Raw genomic sequence first — 16827 nt, 5'->3', positions numbered from 1 at the left:
GGTGTGGTGCCGACCCCGGAGGGCTCACTCCCGGCGCAGCCGGAACGTCAGCCCGAGCGTCTCCTCCGAGAACGGCTCTCCGTAGCTCTCGTCGCCCTGCCCTTCGGCGAAGTCGGAGGCCAGCACCTCCGAGGACACCAGTGCCTGGTGGTCGGTCAGCGCCCGGCTCATCTCGCCGTCACGGGTCTGCCAGCGCACGGTGATGCGGTCGGCGACATCCAGTCCACTGCTCTTGCGAGCTCCCTGGATCAGCCGGATCGCGTCCCGGGCGAGGCCGGCGCGGCGCAGTTCCGGGGTGATCTCCAGGTCCAGCGCGACCGTCGCGCCGCTGTCGGAGGCCACCGACCAGCCCTCCCGGGGAGTTTCGGTGATGATGACCTCCTCCGGGGACAGCGCCACGAGCTCGCCGTCCACCTCGACAGCGGCGGTGCCGGCGCGCAGCGCGGCGGACAGCTCCGCCGCGTCAGCCTCGGCGATGGCCCTGGCGACCGGCTGGGTCGCCTTGCCGAAGCGCTGCCCGAGCGCGCGGAAGTTGGCCTTGGCGCTGGTGTCCGCCAGCGAGCCGCCGATCTCCGAGAGTGCCGCGAGAGAGGCGACGTTCAGCTCTTCCGCGATCTGCTCCCGGAGTTCCTCACTGAGCAGCTCGAAGCCCTGGGCGGCGACGAGAGCCCGGGAGAGCGGCTGGCGGGTCTTCACTCCGGACTCGGCGCGGGTGGCCCGGCCGAGCTCCACCAGACGCCGCACCAGCAGCATGTCCTGGGAGAGTTCGGCGTCGACCAGCTCGGGGGCGGGCTGCGGCCAGGAGGTCAGGTGCACCGAGTCCGCAGCGTCCGGGGAGACGGGGACGACGAGGTCCTGCCAGACCCGCTCCGTGATGAACGGCACCAGCGGGGCCATCATCCGGGTCACCGTCTCGAGAACGTCGTGCAGGGTGCGCAGGGCGGCCGGGTCGCCCTGCCAGAACCTCCGGCGCGAGCGCCGCACGTACCAGTTCGACAGGTCGTCCACGAACGTGGAGAGCAGCTTGCCGGCCCGCTGGGTGTCGTAGGCCTCCATGGCCCGGGTGACCATGTCCACCAAGGCGTTGGTCTCACTCAGCAGCCAGCGGTCCAGCAGCGGGCGCTGTTCCGGAGCAGGGTCGGAGGCCCCGGGTGCCCAGCCGGCGGTGCGGGCGTAGAGGGCCTGGAAGGCCACGGTGTTCCAGTAGGTCAGCAGTGTCTTGCGGACGACCTCCTGGATCGTGCCGTGGCCCACTCGGCGGGCGGCCCAGGGTGACCCGCCGGCCGCCATGAACCAGCGCACCGCGTCGGCGCCGTGCTGCTCCATGAGCGGCAGCGGCTCCAGGATGTTGCCCAGGCTCTTGGACATCTTCCGGCCGTCCTCGGCGAGGATGTGGCCGAGGCAGACCACGTTCTCGTACGCGGACTTGTCGAACAGCAGGGTGCCGACCGCCATCAGCGTGTAGAACCAGCCGCGGGTCTGGTCGATGCCCTCGGAGATGAACTGGGCGGGGTAGCGCTGTTCGAAGAGCTCCTTGTTGCGGTGCGGGTAGCCCCACTGCGCGAAGGGCATCGAGCCGGAGTCGTACCAGGCGTCGATCACCTCGGGCACCCGCTCCGCGGTGAGCGAGCAGCCTTCGGCAGGGCAGGCGAACGTCACCGCGTCGATGAAGGGGCGGTGCGGCTCGAGCCCGGACAGGTCGGTGCCTGTCAGCTCGCTCAGCTCGGCGCGGGAGCCCACGCAGGTCCGGTGGTCCTCGGCGCACCGCCAGATCGGCAGCGGAGTGCCCCAGTAGCGGTTCCTGGAGAGCGCCCAGTCGATGTTGTTCTCCAGCCAGTCGCCGAACCGGCCGTGTTTGACCGAGTCCGGGTACCAGTGCGTCGCCTCGTTCTCCCGGAGCAGGGCGTCCTTGATCTGGGTGGTGCGGATGTACCAGGAGGGCTGCGCGTAGTAGAGGAGCGGGGTCTTGCAGCGCCAGCAGTGCGGGTAGCTGTGCTCGTAGGCGAGGTGCCGGAAGAGCAGCCCGCGGTTCTCCAGGTCGGTGACGAGCACCTCGTCGGCCTTCTTGAAGAACTGCCCGCCGACCAGCGGTACCTCTTCCTCGAAGGTGCCGTCGGGGCGCACCGGGTTGACCACCGGCAGGCCGTAAGCTCGGCAGGTCTTCAGGTCGTCGTCACCGAAGGCGGGGGACTGGTGCACCAGGCCGGTGCCGTCCTCGGTGGTGACGTAGTCGGCGTTCAGTACGAAGTGCGCGCCCGGTGCGGAGACGTCGAAGGTCACCAGCTCGAAAGGCCGCTGATAGGCCCAGCGCTCCATCTCGGCCCCCGTGAAGACCTGGCCGGTGGTGGTCCAGCCCTCACCCAGAGCCTTCTCCAGCAGCGCCTCGGCGACGACCAGCTTCTCGTGCCCGTCGGTGGCGACGGTGTACGTCACCTCGGGGTGGGCGGCGACCGCGGTGTTCGACACCAGGGTCCAGGGCGTAGTGGTCCAGATCAGCAGGGCGGCCTCCCCGGCCAGCGGCCCGGAAGTCAGCGGGAGCCGGACGTAGACCGAGGGGTCCACCACCGATTCGTATCCCTGCGCCAGCTCGTGATCGGACAGTCCGGTGCCGCAGCGTGGGCACCAGGGGGCGACCCGGTGGTCCTGGACCAGCAGACCCTTGCCGAAGATCTCCTTGAGGGACCACCAGACGGACTCGATGTATTCGGGGTCCATCGTCCGGTAGCTGTCGTCCATGTCCACCCAGTAGCCCATGCGGGTGGTGAGCTCACGGAAGGCGTCCGTGTGGCGGGTGACCGACTCGCGGCACCTGTCGTTGAACGCCTCGATGCCGTAGGCCTCGATGTCCTGCTTGCCGGTGAAGCCGAGTTCCTTCTCCACCGCCAGCTCGACGGGCAGCCCGTGGCAGTCCCAGCCGGCCTTGCGGGCCACGTGGTGGCCACGCATGGTGCGGAACCGGGGAAAGACGTCCTTGAAGACGCGGGCTTCGATGTGGTGGGTGCCGGGCATGCCGTTCGCGGTCGGGGGGCCTTCGTAGAAGACCCACTCGGGACGGCCTGCGGACTGCTCGAGGCTGCGGGAAAAGATCTTGTTGGCACGCCAGAACCCGAGCACCTCGTGCTCGAGGGCGGGCAGATCCACCTGCGCGGGGACCTGTCGGTACTGCGGATCAGGGGTCATCGGGAGCATCCTCCGGCGGACAGGTGAGTTCCGTCGGAGGGACGAGACCTCCGCCGCCAGCGGCGGAGCTCCCGCGGTACCACCCTCCTTGGCGTGGGGCCGTGCCGCTGCACGGTCCTGCGCCCCCTCATTGGGACAGCGCGGCCGGTTCTACTCGCTCCGGTGCAGGTGGAGCTTTCTTCCGGCGGCTCGGGGGTGATCTTCGCGCCGCGCCCGCCCCCGGGCTTCCACCGTCCCCGGGTCGCTGTGGGCCGCTGACGACGCTACTCGTCCCGTCATCGCCTTTCGCTCGGCCCAGTGTAAGGGCCTTCGGCAGCCGCGGGCGACCGGTTACTCCGGGGCCGGGCGGGGCACAACGGAGAGAGACCGGCGCGCCCCGGTTGCCGCGGGTTCGATGTCGATTTATCGTTCCGGTCACGATTCGCGAGCAAAATCACACTATGTGAAGGGGGCACGGCCATGGTGGCGAGGAAGCCGGCCGTGCGGAAGGCGGCCTCCGGCTCCGATCCGGGCGGCGACGATGCCGCGGCCCGAGGGCGGGGCCGGCAGCCCGAAGGCACGCAGGCCGATGACGGGAGGACGGAAGCTTCCCGGAAGAAGCCTGCGGCGAAGTCCCAGGCGGGGAAACCCCCCGCAGAGAAGACAGGAGCCGAGAAGGTGGCTGCCAAAGAGACCCCGACGGATGATGCGGCAGCGGTGCCTTCGGCCCGCACCGTTACCCCCGCCGACCCCGCTGAGCTCCCCGTCCGATCCGGCGAGGCCCCGTGGACCGCGGAGGAGGTGGAAGAGGCGCGTACCGAGCTGCGGAGCGACGCGGAGCGCCTGCGGGCCGAGATCACGGCTTCGGAGGAGGCCATCAGCGGACTCATGAGGGACTCCGGGGACGGAGCGGGGGACGACCAGGCCGACACCGGGACCAAGAACGTCACCCGGGAGCACGAGATGGCGCTGGCGGCCAATGCGAGGGAGATGCTGTACCAGACCGAGCGGGCCGAGCAGCGGCTGGAGGCCGGGACCTACGGCTCCTGCGAGAGCTGCGGACAGCCGATCGGCAAGGCCCGGATGCAGGCGTTCCCGAGGGCCACGCTCTGTGTGGACTGCAAGCAGCGGCAGGAACGTCGCCCGTGACCGCGGGTCGTCCGGCAAGCGGCCCGGGGCAGAGCTGACCGAAAGCGACGGGGCAGTGCGGGCAGCCGGCCACGGGACGGTGTCGTACCCTCGTCATGTGACAGAGGCGGAGCGCGTTATTCCTACACCGGACGAGGTCGGCAGCGAGGTGACCGGATCTGCCGAGAGCCCCGGGCGGGACGGCCCCGCGGAGGAGCCCGTGGAGCCGGAGGCCGGTCGGGGCAAGCGGCGTATCGCCGTACTGGCCACCGTGGCGGCGATCGCCTATGTGCTGGACCTGATCAGCAAGATCCTGGTCGTGGAGTGGCTCGAGCACCGGGCTCCGGTCCCGGTGTTCGGCGAGTGGCTGCGCTTCGAGGCGGTGCGCAACAGCGGTGCGGCCTTCGGCATGGGGGAGGCGCTCACCGTCGTCTTCACCGTCATCGCGGCAGTGGTGATCGCTGTGATCATCCGGATCGCCCGCAAGCTCTACAGCACGCCCTGGGCGCTGGCTCTCGGCCTGCTGCTGGGGGGCGCGCTCGGGAATCTCACCGACCGGATCTTCCGGGCGCCCGGAGTGTTCCAGGGCGCCGTGGTGGACTTCATCGCTCCCAAGTACTTCGCGGTCTTCAACCTGGCGGACACCGCGATCGTGTGCGGCGGCATTCTGATCGTGCTCCTGTCCTTCCGCGGCCTGGACCCGGACGGCACGGTGCACAAGGACTGATCGGCTCCCTCCCGGGCTGCCGGGTCCGTGGGAGGCGGCGGTCCCGGCGTCGGGCATACTCGGACGGATGAGCACCCTCCCCGAGACGCGCACCTTTCCCGTACCCGACGGCCTGGAGGGGGAGCGGGTGGACGCGGCCATCGCCCGCATGCTCGGCTTCTCCCGCACCAAGGCGGCCGAGCTCGCCGCCATGGGCAAGGTCCGGCTGGACGGCGCCGAGGTGGGGAAGTCCGAGCGGGTCATCGGCGGTTCCTGGCTCGAGGTCGAGATGCCGGCGCCGCTCGCCCCGGTCCGCATCGTCGCCGAGCCTGTCGAGGGCATGGTCATCGTTCATGACGACGCGGATCTCGTCGTCATCAGCAAGCCGGTGGGCGTGGCCGCGCACCCCAGCCCCGGCTGGACCGGCCCCACCGTCATCGGCGGTCTCGCCGCCGCCGGATACACGATCGCCACGTCCGGCGCGGCCGAGCGGCAGGGGATCGTGCACCGGCTCGACGTCGGAACCTCAGGGCTCATGGTCGTCGCCAAGTCCGAGCGCGCCTACACCCTGCTCAAGCAGCAGTTCCGGGAGCGGACGGTGGACAAGCGCTACCACGCGCTGGTGCAGGGGCACCCGGACCCGATGAGCGGCACTGTCGACGCACCCGTCGGCCGGCACCCGCATCACGACTACAAGTGGGCGGTCACCGCCGAGGGCAAGCCATCGGTGACGCACTACGACCTGATCGAGGCGTTCCGGGCGGCAAGTCTGCTGGACATCAAGCTGGAGACCGGCCGCACCCACCAGATCCGGGTGCACATGACCGCGCTCCGGCACCCCTGTGTCGGCGACCTGACCTACGGCGCCGATCCCACACTGGCCGCCCGGCTGAAACTGACCCGGCAGTGGCTGCACGCCGTCCGGCTCGGCTTCGAGCACCCCGCGGACGGCAGCTGGGCAGAGTTCGCCAGCGCCTATCCGGAGGACCTGCAGCACGCGCTGGACACCGTGCGGGCCGAGAGCTCCTGACCTTCGGGCCGGTGGCGGCCGTCCGTCGAGGGCGGGCAGCGTGCCGGTGCTCAGCGGGCAGCCGGGGAGCCCTTCCGGCTGCCGGGCGGCCCGGCGGACCGGTAGTTCTGCTCCTGACCCTGCTGACCCTGCTGACCCTGCTGGCGGGGCAGCTGGGCGGCGGGGGCGGTGGGCACCCGGGGGAGCGCGTAGGGGTGGTGGAGTTGCAGCCAGCGGATGAGCTCCTCGCGGACCGCGCACCGCAGGGTCCAGACATCATCGGCGTCCCGGGCCGACATCGCGGCCCGCACCTGGATGGTGGTCGGCGTCGTGTCGGTGACGACCAGGCTCCAGGACCGCCCGTCCCAGTCCGCGCGGCCGAGCAGGTACTCCTGGAGCCGCGCGCGCAGTTCCGGGATCGGAGTGGCGTGGTCCAGGTGGAAGAAGACCGTTCCGGTCACCTCGTGGCCGCCGCGCGACCAGTTCTCGTAGGGCTGGCTGTTGAAGTAGGAGACCGGCATGGTGAGCCGGCGGTCGTCCCAGATACGGATGGTCAGGAAGGCCAGGGTGATCTCCTCGACCGTTCCCCATTCGCCCTCGACCACCACGGTGTCACCGATCTTCACCGAGTCACCGAAGGCGATCTGCAGCCCGGCGAAGAGGTTGCCCAGCAGCGGCTGGGCGGCGACCCCCGCGATGATGCCGATCACACCGGCGGAGGCGAGCATGGAGGTGCCCAGCGCCCGGAGTTCCGGGAAGACCAGCAGCATCGCCATCGCCGACGCGACGATGGCGAGCATGCTGGTCACCACTCGCTTGACCATCGTCAGCTGGGTGCGGAACTGCCGCACCCGCGCCAGGTCGGTGGTCCGGGCCGCGTAGGAGGTCAGCGCGTTCTCCGCGAGCGCACCGGCCGCACGGATCGCCAGCCAGGCGGCCGAGGCGATCGTGACCGTGGCCAGCACGTTGTGGATGACCTCGTCCTGCGGGGTGTCCAGCCCTGAAACGCTGTAGGTGCCCTGCACGGCCGCCGACCCCATCAGCACCTGCAGAGGCAGCTGACAGCGGCGCAGCAGGCCCGGCAGCCGGTTCTCCGGGTGGCGCCGGTCCGCCGCGTGCAGAGCCCGGTCGATCAGCCAGCCGGCGATCAGGGTGATCGTTACCGTGCCCCCGATGACGATCAGGGGCCGCAACACGTCCTCCATGGGAATTTCGGTTCCCCCTTCCAGGGCAGCGCTGCCGGTGCCGCGCGGTGCAGTCCTCCGTCAGGCTAGCTGGCAGGATGGGGCGCCGTGCAGACCCCACCCCGCTCACCACCGGAAGGCGTGTCAGTTGTGGCTCATGTCATCCTTTTCCACTCCGTCCACGGGCTGCGGCCCGCAGTCCGCGCCGCCGCGGACCTGATGCGGGAGGCCGGGCACCGGGTCGAGGTTCCGGACCTCTTCGACGGCCGCACCGCGGAGACCGTGGAGGACGGCATGGCGCTCAAGGACAGCATCGGCCGGGACGAACTGCTGCACCGGGCGGTCACCGCTGCCGCCCCGCACTCCTCGTCCGGCCTGGTGTACGCGGGGTTCTCGCTGGGCGGTTCCCTCGCCCAGAACCTCGCCCTGGGCGACACCCATGCCCGGGGTCTGCTGCTCCTGCACGGAACGTCCGACCTCGCCGCCGACACGGCGGTCGACGGCCTGCCGGTGCAGCTGCACGTCGCCGACCCCGACCCGTTCGAGCCGCACGACTGGCTGAACACCTGGTATCTGCGGATGCAGCGGACCGGGGCGGACGTGGAGGTCTACCGGTACCCGGGCGCCGGCCACGTCTTCACCGACCCGGACCTCCCGGATCACGACGCCGAGGCAGCCCAGGAGACCTGGCGGACCGCTCTGGCCTTTCTCGACGAGGTCGGCTGACCGGCCCGGCCGCGAGTGACCGGCTCGCCGGTCACTCCTCGCAGCGGCCGCTTCCGCCGCCCTGCGGGTGGCAGATCAGCTCCTTGTCGGCGAGGTCCGTGCTCAGGTAGCGGCCGACGCACTCGTTCGAGGAGGTGCGGCCGCGGTCCGCACAGAACCGCACCGCGGCCCGGCCGTCCGCGAACGGGCCCGGGACGTAGATCACCCAGTAGCCGGGATTGAGCGAGGCGAATTCGTCGCTCAGCAGCACCTGAGCCTCCGGTACCTCGGCACGGACGGCGGCCACCCGCTGATCGCGGGAGGCGCTGCCGTTGCTGACCGGCTCCGAGAACAGCTGAGCGATCCAGCTCCCGCGCGCCACCTGCTCCTCCGACGGATCAGGGGTGGGGTCGGCGCCCGGACCGGGAGTGCCGCCGGGGGCCGCCGTTTCCTCGGGCTCCACCGGTTCCTCCACGTCCGTGAGCCCTTCGTCGGGCTCCGGCTGTGACACCTCCCCCGGGTTCTGCTCGGCGGGCCGCTCCTGATCGCTGCGGTCCTGACCGGGCCCGCTCCCCACCGCCTCGTCGTCCCCCGCACCGCCCGAGAGCAGCAGCAGCCCGGTGATCACACCACCGACCATCAACAGCGCCCCGGCCAGGGCAGCGACGAGCGCCCTGGTCCCGGGACGCCGGACCGGACCCGCCGGCGGGACGGGGGGCGCAGGGCTCTTTCGGTCCGGTGGCGGCGGCACCGCCGCCACCACCGAGACGGTCGGGCCGGCGGCCACCCGCCGTGCCTCCGCACCGGCCTCGGCGAGCATGGCGTCCAGCCGTTCCGCGTCCGGCCGCACCACCGGGTCCCTCACCAGCAGCGCTCGCAGCACGGGAGTCAGCGGGCCGGAGCGCACCGGCGGGGGCAAGGGCTCCTCGAGCACCGCCGTCAGGGTGGCCAGGGTCGTCCCCCGGCGCAGCGGGCTGTAGCCCTCCACCAGCACGTACAGCAGCATGCCGAGGGACCACAGGTCGGCGGAGGGGTGGTCGGGGGCGCCGCGGATCCGCTCGGGGGCGAGATACTCGGGGGACCCGACGATGCTGCCGGTGGCGGTGACCCGGGCCGAGCCGGCCATGGCGGCGATGCCGAAGTCCGTCAGTACCGCGGAGCCGTCCTCGCGCAGTAACACGTTGGCCGGCTTCACGTCGCGGTGATGGATTCCCGCCGCGTGCGCGGCCCGCAGCGCCGCCAGCACGTCCCGGCCGTGCCGTACCGCTTCCGCGAGGGGCAGCGGCCCGTCCTTCAGCCGCCGCTGGAGGGGAGCTCCGGGCACCAGCTCCATCACCAGCCAGGGGTACGGCTCGATGTCGATGATGTGATGGATGGTCACCACATTCGGGTGGCTGAGCCGGGCCAGGGCACGCGCCTCGCGCAGCACCCGTTCCCGGAGCGCGCTCGAGGGGCGCGGAGCGTCCTCCTCGTCGTCGCCTTCCTCCTGCGGCCGGACCTCCTTGAGGGCGACCTCCCGGTGCAGGGCCACGTCCCAGGCTCTCCAGACCGTCCCCATGCCACCCTGGCCCAGCCGCTGCAGCAGTTCGAACCGGCCGTCGATGATCTGTCCTCTTGCTCCCCCAGCCATGGGAGCACCATAGGCGCGTTACTCACGGGCAGCCACCGGTTCCGCGGACACCGGGCGGGGCGGCCCGTCCCGGAACGGGCGGAGGGGGTGGACGGCGCGATGCGGCCGTCCACCCCCTCGCCGGGAACGTCGTCCAGGGGCTCTTGGACCTCGTTACTGCTTGTTCTCCTCGAACTGGGCCAGGAAGTACTCCGGGTTCCAGGGGGCGTCACCGGGCGGTGCCGGGATGACCTCGTCGTTCAGCATGATCGTGGGAGTGCTGTCAGCGGGGGAGGAGCTGAACTTCTCGTCCATCCGGATCGCCCAGGCGGCGAAGGTGCTGTCGTTGACGGCGTCCTCGAACGTGGCGAAGTCGTCCTCCAGCGCGGCCACGGTCCGGCCGATCTCGAGCAGCCGGTCGTCGCTGCCGAAGTCGTCGGGCCGGTTGCCGCTGCCGCTGGTGTGGAACTCCTCGGAGTACAGGGCCTGCGCGTAGCCGAGGAACGCCTCCGGGCTGACGTTCAGCGCGGCCCCCAGGGCACTGACGGCGTTCTTCGAGCCGGTGCCTCCGGTCTGGCCCTCGTCGAAGAAGGCACCGAAGACGAACTCCGCGTTGAAGTCACCGTTCTCGATGCCCTCCTTCACGGTCTCACCGACGTTGCGCTCGAAGGAGGCGCACGCCGGGCAGCGCGGCTCCTCGTAGAAGGTGAAGGTGTTCGCGGCGCCCTCGTCGCCCAGGAGGACGGTGAGACCGTCCTCGCCGGAGGCGTGGGCCGGGGTGGCGTAGTCCGCGTCCTCCTCCTCCAGCTGGGTGGCGACCTGGTCCCAGTCGGTGCTGTCGTCGCTGCCGCCCATGTTGGCGATGGTCACGACAACCAGGCCGAGAAGGACCAGCACACCGATCGCCGAGACGGCCACCACCAGCTGGCGGCGGATCTTTTCGCTCTTCGCCTGCTTCTTGCGCTCGGCCTGCAGCCGCTCGCGGGCGGCTCGCTTGGCTTCCTGGGTGTTGCGCTTGCTCATGATGAGGGGATCTCCGTCGAGTTCGGGGGTGGGGGGATGCGGCTCAGGCAGCGAGTACCAGGCGCGGCGGCCCCCGCCGCACGACGGAGTGGGCGAGCTGGGGGAGCGGCCGGGCAGGACTGGGCAGGTCTCCCGGCGGGGTGGCGACCGGGTTCCCGGCGGCATCGGTGGTGCAGACCGCCACCGCGATCAGCAGCGGGCGGAAGGTGGCGGCGACGGCGGCCCGCAGCAGCCTGGCGAGAGCGTCCTCACCCCCGCGCAGCCAGCCGGCGGCCCCCAGCCCGATGACCAGGTGGACGGCGAGCAGCAGCCAGGGGGCGGCCGGGTGGATCGCGGTATCGGCCCCGGCGGCGAACCGGGCCAGCGGCGTACCGAAGTCACCGCCCGCACACAGCAGGTCGATGCCCACGAACCGCGGTGAAACGTTCACCGGGGCGCTGCCGGAGCTGCCGTAGCAGGCGGCCTGTCCGGTGGTGAAGACGGTGTCCGCCGCGAGCTGGAGGGGCAGCAGGAGGGCGGCGATCTGCCGGAACCGCCGTTCCCGGCCGGCCAGCAGGTAGGCGAGCGTGAAGACCGTGACGGAGACTGCGGCCACGGTCGGCACCGGCAGGGGCTCTCCGGAGAGCAGGACGTGGGCGCCGGCGGACAAGGCGACGCAGAGCGCGGTGAAGACCGCCGCGCGCGCGACCCGGACACCCGCTCCTGATATACCCATCGAGTCGAGTCTGCCACGCCGGGTGGCCGGGGCACAGCCCCGGAACCGCAAGCCGCTGAAGGTCACCCGGCCGAACCCTGCGCTGACCTCGCCATTTCTCCCGTGTACCACTCCTGACCTGCGGAAATCCACTCGCCAGTGGTGCGCGTGGTGCGGGAGGAGATTCCCCCGGGCAGCGGTAGGGTCGGGGGATCCGGTGCCGCTCGTGCCTCCAGGCCGTGGCGCCGGCCGCCCCTGATCATGTCCGTCGGAAGGCCCGTCCGGTGAGCAAACCCTTCACGCATCTGCACGTCCACACCCAGTACTCGCTGCTGGACGGAGCGGCGCGATTGAAGGACATGTTCCAGGCGTGCGAGGAAATGGGCATGTCGCACATCGCGATGACCGACCACGGCAACCTGCACGGCGGGTACGACTTCTTCCACAAGGCGAAGGACGCGGGCATCGTCCCCATCATGGGGATCGAGGCCTACCTGGCCCCGGAGTCCCGGCGGTACAACCGTCCGGTCAAGTGGGGAGCGCCGCACCAGAAGCGGGACGACGTCTCCGGTAACGGCGCCTACACCCACATGACGATGTGGGCCAGGAACCGCGCCGGGCTGCACAACCTCTTCCGGGCCCAGTCCCGCGCCAGCCTCGAGGGCTTCTTCCGTAAGCCGCGGATGGACCGGGAGCTCCTGGCGGAGTACGCCGAGGGCCTGATGGCCACCACCGGCTGCCCGTCCGGGGAGGTCAGCACCCGGATCCGGCTCGGCCAGATGGACGAGGCGGTCAAGGCGGCCGGCGAGTACCAGGACATCTTCGGCAAGGAGAACTTCTTCGTCGAACTGATGGACCACGACATCGACATCGACCGCCGCGCGAGAGCGGGGCTCGAGGAGGTCGCGCGGAAGATCGGCGCGCCGTTCGTGGTCACCAACGACTCGCATTACACCTACGAGCACGAGTCCTCCGCCCACGACACCCTGCTGTGCATCCAGACCGGCAGCAATCTCTCCGACCCCGACCGCTTCCGGTTCGACGGCTCCGGCTACTACCTGAAGTCGGCCGCGGAGATGTACGCGATCGACTCCTCCGACGCCTGGCAGGAGGGCTGCCGCAACACCCAGCTGCTGATCGCCGAGCGCATCGACACCAGCGGGATGTTCGAGACCCGCAACCTGATGCCGCGGTTCGACGTGCCCGAGGGCTACGACGAGGTGAGCTGGTTCCAGGAAGAGGTCCGGAGGGGCATGGAGCGCCGTTACACCGGCGGCGTCCCCGAGGACCGGCAGCGGCAGGCCGCCTACGAAATGGGCATCATCATCGAGATGGGGTTCCCCGGCTACTTCCTGGTGGTCGCCGACTTCATCATGTGGGCCAAGGAGAACGGCATCGCGGTGGGACCGGGCCGGGGCTCGGCGGCGGGCTCGATCGTCGCCTACGCCATGGGCATCACCGACCTCGACCCGATCGACCACGGCCTGATCTTCGAGCGGTTCCTCAACCCCGAGCGTGTCTCCATGCCGGATGTCGACATCGACTTCGACGAGCGCAGGCGCGGCGAGGTGATCCGCTACGTCACCGAGAAGTACGGCGCCGACAAGGTCGCCATGATCGGCACCTACGGCACCATCAAGGCCAAGAACGCCATCAAGGACTCGGCTCGGGTTCTCGGCTACCCCTACGCCGTCGGCGACCGGATCACCAAGGCGATGCCCGCGGATGTCCTCGGGAAGGGCATCCCGCTCTCCGGCATCACCGACAAGAGCCACCCGCGGTACAGCGAGGCAGGCGAGATCCGGTCGATGTACGAGAACGAGCCGGACGTCACCAAGGTCATCGACGCCGCCCGGGGCATCGAGGGCCTGGTGCGGCAGATGGGCGTGCACGCGGCGGGCGTGATCATGTCCAGTGAGCCGCTGATCGACCACGTACCGGTCTTCTCCCCGAAGAACGACGGCGTGGTCGTCACCCAGTGGGACTACCCCAGTTGCGAGGCCCTGGGCCTGCTGAAGATGGACTTCCTGGGGCTGCGCAACCTCACGATCATGGATGACGCGCAACGGGCCATCAAGCAGAACAAGGGCATCGACACCAAGCTGCTCGACCTGCCGCTGGACGACCCGCCGACCTACGAACTGCTGTGCCGCGGCGACACCCTCGGCGTCTTCCAGTTCGACGGCGGTCCGATGCGGTCGCTGCTGCGGCTGATGAAGCCCGACAACTTCGAGGACATCTCCGCCGTCTCGGCCCTCTACCGGCCGGGCCCTATGGGCATGAACTCGCACATCAACTACGCGCTGAGGAAGAACGGCCAGCAGGAGATCACTCCGATCCACCCGGAGCTGGAGGAGCCGCTCAGGGAGGTGCTGGGCATCACCCACGGCCTCATCGTGTACCAGGAGCAGGTGCAGAAGGCCGCCCAGGTGCTGGCCGGGTACACGCTGGGCCAGGCCGACCTGCTGCGCCGGGCGATGGGCAAGAAGAAGCAGGAAGTACTCGACAAGGAGTTCATCCCCTTCCAGCAGGGCATGCGGGAGAAGGGGTACTCCGACGAGGCCGTCAAGGCGGTGTGGGACGTGCTGGTCCCGTTCGCCGGCTACGCCTTCAACAAGGCGCACTCCTCCGCCTACGGCCTGATCACCTACTGGACGGCCTACCTCAAGGCCAACTATCCGGCCGAGTACATGTCGGCCCTGCTCACCTCGGTGCGCGACGACAAGGACAAGTCGGCCGTCTACCTCAACGAGTGCCGGCGGATGGGCATCAAGGTGCTGCCGCCCGACGTCAACGAGTCCGAGGCGAACTTCACCCCGCGCGGTGACGACACGATCGTCTTCGGCCTCACGGCCGTGCGCAACGTGGGGCAGAACGTCGTCGACTCGATCGTCCGGTGCCGCAAGTCCAAGGGGAAGTACAGCTCGTTCCCGGACTTCCTCGACAAGGTCGAGGCGGTGGTCTGCAACAAGCGCACTGTCGAGTCGCTGATCAAGGCGGGTGCCTTCGACCAGCTCGGCCACACCCGCAAGGCGCTCACCGCGCACTTCGAGCCGATGATCGACAACGTGGTGCAGGTCAAGCGCAAGGAGGCCGAGGGCCAGTTCGACCTGTTCGGCGGCGGTGACGACACCGGGGACGACGGCCCCGGCTTCGGAATGGACGTCGAGTTCACGGAGGAGGAGTGGGACAAGAGCTATCTGCTCGCCCAGGAGCGGGAGATGCTCGGCCTGTACGTGTCGGACCACCCGCTGTTCGGTATCGAGCACGTGCTGAGCGAAAAGTCCGACGCCTCGATCTCCCAGCTCACCGGGGGAGACTACGGAGACGGCTCGGTCGTCACCATCGGCGGCATCATCTCCGGGCTCCAGCGGAAGATGACCAAGCAGGGCAACGCCTGGGCGATCGCCACGGTCGAGGATCTGGCCGGCTCCCTGGACTGCATGTTCTTCCCCGCGAGCTACCAGCTGGTCTCCACCCAGCTCGTCGAGGACGCCGTGGTCTTCGTCAAGGGCAGGCTCGACAAGCGGGAGGACGTACCGCGGCTGGTCGCCATGGAGCTGATGGTGCCCGACCTGTCGGAGGCCTCGGCCAACGCACCGGTGACCATCGTCATCCCGACCGTGAAGGTCACCCCGCCGCTGGTGGAGCAGCTCGGCGAGGTGCTCGGGCAGCACCGCGGCAGCACCGAGGTCCGGGTGAAGCTGCAGGGCGCGCGCAGCACGACGGTGCTGCGTCTGGACCGGCACCGGGTGCAGCCCGACCCGGCGCTCTTCGGCGACCTCAAGGCTCTGCTGGGCCCCACCTGCCTGGCCGGCTGACACCGCCGCACGCCCCGCCGCCGGGCGGACCGGTCCTGCCGGCCCGCCCGGCGGCGGCGCGTCCACTGCGGGAGGGCTGCCGGGGCCCGGTCAGTTGTGGCCGAAGCGCTTCTGCCGCTTCTTGTGGGCCATCCGGGGCATCGAGGCCGGGCCGTCCGGGCCGTCCGGCGCGCTGGTCGCTGTCTCGTCCTGCGGTCCGGGCTGCTCCCCCGCGGTGGCCCGGCCGTTCTGCGCCTTCTGTTGGGAATTCTTCGCTTTGCCCATGATGCCTCCTGGATTCGTGGAACTCAGGACGGAATCAGCGTGGCATATCCTAGCAAAAGGTGCATTTCGGGCAGTGGTTGGCACCGCCACGCCGATGATCGACATCGGGCCCGATAAGAACCGCGGCGTCGGGCAGACTCAGGGGAAAGCTCCGGTGAAAGAGGTGCAACGTGGACCGCTGCGTCGTCCTGGTGGACGCCGGATACCTGCTGGGCGCCGCCGCGAGCCTCCTGGCAGGTGATCCGGCCCGCTCCAGGATCAGCGTCGACCACACCGCGCTCATTCAGGGTCTGCGGGAGCGCGCCGAGGAGGACACCGGGTGCCATCTGCTGCGCATCTACTGGTTCGACGGCGCTCCGGACCGGGTGCCCCAGCCCGAGCATCGCCGACTGCGGGTGATGCCACGGGTCACCGTCCGGCTGGGAGCGCTCACTCGCAGCGACGGACGCTGGGCGCAGAAGGGCGTGGACGCCGCCATGCACGCCGAGCTCACCGAACTCGCGCGGAACCGCGCCTGCGCCGACATCGTGCTGGTCACCGGTGACGGGGACCTGCTGCCCGGACTGATGTCCGCCAAGGAGCACGGCGTCGCGGTCCATCTGTGGGCCGTCCAGGCGGCGGACGGCGACTACAACCAGTCCGAGGACCTGGTCGCGGAGGCCGACGAGCGGCGGGTGCTGGACCGTGCCTGGATCACCCGCGCGATGCGGGTCCGCGAGATCCCGGCATCCGATGCGCCGCAGCCCGTCCCCCGCCCCGAGATCGCGGCGATCCTCTCCGCCCCGCTGCCCGATCCGGCAGGCGAGCACCCGGAGGGCACCGACCGCGCGGCCCAGAACGGTTCCGCACCGCGGAGCGAACCGGAGATCCAGGCCGAGCCCGAGCGCCCGGCCGAGGAGCCCGCGGAGGACGGCGGTGCGGCCAGAGGGGTGCCCACGCCCAAGGACCTGGCCTCGCTCGGGCGGCCCGCGCAGCCGCCGTCTCCGGCCACGCTGCGCTGGTCCTCCGACAAGGGCTGGATCGAGCGCGCCGGCCCTGCGGAGTCCGCGGAGTCCGCCGCACTGCCGATGCTCTCCCAGCTCACCACCGCCGAGCAGCGCTGGGCGGACCGCGAGGAGGACATCACCGCCGTGAGCGGCGACCCCTTCGAGGTGGGGCAGGTGTTCGCCCGCCGTTGGGTCGAACGGCTCATTCCGCCGGCCAGCCTCGAGCTGTTGTCCAAGGAGTACCCCCGTATTCCGCACCGCATCGACGGCGAGCTGCTGCGTTACGCGGCTCGCTTCGGTCTGCTGACCCACAAGGACGACCAGATCGACGAGCACGACCGGTACGCCATCAGGGCCGGTTTCTGGCGGGAGATCGACCACCGCACCTCGGCGGGTATGACGTCCTCGGACAGCTGAGCTCCACCTTTCCGGTGCCCCGGGGCCCCGGTAACCCCATCGCGCCGCGTACCCTCGTGAACCGTGCCACTGCCAACCGCGCGGGCCGGATGCCGGGCCGCCCCCACCCAGCAAGCAGCGAC

12 protein-coding genes are annotated in these 16827 nt (G+C 70.4%); 6 read left to right on the top strand and 6 right to left on the bottom strand.

Going from position 1 to position 16827, the window contains the following annotated elements; translation table 11 throughout:
• Positions 1-24: 24 nt before the first annotated feature.
• Positions 25-3180, bottom strand: coding sequence for an isoleucine--tRNA ligase (gene ileS / locus PJ985_RS13905; protein ID WP_271684029.1), 3156 nt, complete (start codon positions 3178-3180; stop codon positions 25-27).
• A gap of 657 nt (positions 3181-3837) precedes the next feature.
• Here ileS and PJ985_RS13900 point away from each other — a divergent pair.
• From PJ985_RS13900 to PJ985_RS13890, 3 genes are all read left to right on the top strand, one after another.
• Positions 3838-4308: a TraR/DksA family transcriptional regulator gene (locus PJ985_RS13900; RefSeq protein WP_443033482.1), complete on the top strand. Its 471-nt coding sequence runs from the start codon at positions 3838-3840 to the stop codon at positions 4306-4308.
• A gap of 148 nt (positions 4309-4456) precedes the next feature.
• Entirely contained in the window at positions 4457-5014 is a 558-nt protein-coding gene (lspA, locus tag PJ985_RS13895; protein WP_443033488.1) for a signal peptidase II, read from the top strand.
• A gap of 67 nt (positions 5015-5081) precedes the next feature.
• Entirely contained in the window at positions 5082-6023 is a 942-nt protein-coding gene (locus PJ985_RS13890) for an RluA family pseudouridine synthase (protein ID WP_271684027.1), read from the top strand.
• 50 nt (positions 6024-6073) lie between these two features.
• Here the strand turns inward: PJ985_RS13890 and PJ985_RS13885 are convergent, their stop codons facing one another.
• On the bottom strand, positions 6074-7207 hold the full coding sequence (locus PJ985_RS13885; RefSeq protein WP_271684026.1) for a mechanosensitive ion channel family protein: 1134 nt from the start codon (positions 7205-7207) through the stop codon (positions 6074-6076).
• A gap of 129 nt (positions 7208-7336) precedes the next feature.
• Between PJ985_RS13885 and PJ985_RS13880 the strand changes: the two genes are divergently transcribed.
• Positions 7337-7912, top strand: coding sequence for a dienelactone hydrolase family protein (locus PJ985_RS13880; protein ID WP_271684025.1), 576 nt, complete (start codon positions 7337-7339; stop codon positions 7910-7912).
• A 31-nt stretch (positions 7913-7943) separates the two neighbouring features.
• Here the strand turns inward: PJ985_RS13880 and PJ985_RS13875 are convergent, their stop codons facing one another.
• The 3 genes from PJ985_RS13875 to PJ985_RS13865 form a co-directional block, all read right to left on the bottom strand.
• Positions 7944-9521, bottom strand: a complete 1578-nt coding sequence (locus PJ985_RS13875; RefSeq protein WP_271684024.1) for a serine/threonine-protein kinase — start codon at positions 9519-9521, stop codon at positions 7944-7946.
• Positions 9522-9674: 153 nt separating this feature from the next.
• Positions 9675-10523 carry a thioredoxin domain-containing protein gene (locus tag PJ985_RS13870; protein WP_271684023.1) on the bottom strand — a complete coding sequence of 283 codons (849 nt, stop codon included), beginning with the start codon at positions 10521-10523 and terminating at the stop codon, positions 9675-9677.
• A 43-nt stretch (positions 10524-10566) separates the two neighbouring features.
• The gene (locus tag PJ985_RS13865) at positions 10567-11238 is read right to left on the bottom strand and encodes a hypothetical protein (RefSeq protein WP_271684022.1); all 672 of its coding nucleotides are present in this window, start codon (positions 11236-11238) and stop codon (positions 10567-10569) included.
• Positions 11239-11501: 263 nt separating this feature from the next.
• Here PJ985_RS13865 and dnaE point away from each other — a divergent pair, with 263 nt between their 5' ends.
• The gene (gene dnaE / locus PJ985_RS13860) at positions 11502-15038 is read left to right on the top strand and encodes a DNA polymerase III subunit alpha (RefSeq protein ID WP_271684021.1); all 3537 of its coding nucleotides are present in this window, start codon (positions 11502-11504) and stop codon (positions 15036-15038) included.
• Between the two features lie 90 nt (positions 15039-15128).
• Here dnaE and PJ985_RS13855 read toward each other — a convergent pair whose 3' ends face one another.
• Entirely contained in the window at positions 15129-15302 is a 174-nt protein-coding gene (locus PJ985_RS13855; protein WP_271684020.1) for a hypothetical protein, read from the bottom strand.
• A 170-nt stretch (positions 15303-15472) separates the two neighbouring features.
• Here PJ985_RS13855 and PJ985_RS13850 point away from each other — a divergent pair, with 170 nt between their 5' ends.
• Complete coding sequence (locus PJ985_RS13850) at positions 15473-16705, top strand: NYN domain-containing protein (protein WP_271684019.1); 1233 nt, start codon at positions 15473-15475, stop codon at positions 16703-16705.
• The last annotated feature ends 122 nt before the right edge of the window (positions 16706-16827 follow it).

It is taken from the genome of Streptomyces sp. ACA25 (assembly GCF_028200735.1).
In the GTDB taxonomy this organism is placed as follows: domain Bacteria; phylum Actinomycetota; class Actinomycetes; order Streptomycetales; family Streptomycetaceae; genus Streptomyces.
The sequence above is the reverse complement of the archived record's forward strand: the minus strand, read 5'-3'. Positions and strand labels throughout refer to the sequence as shown.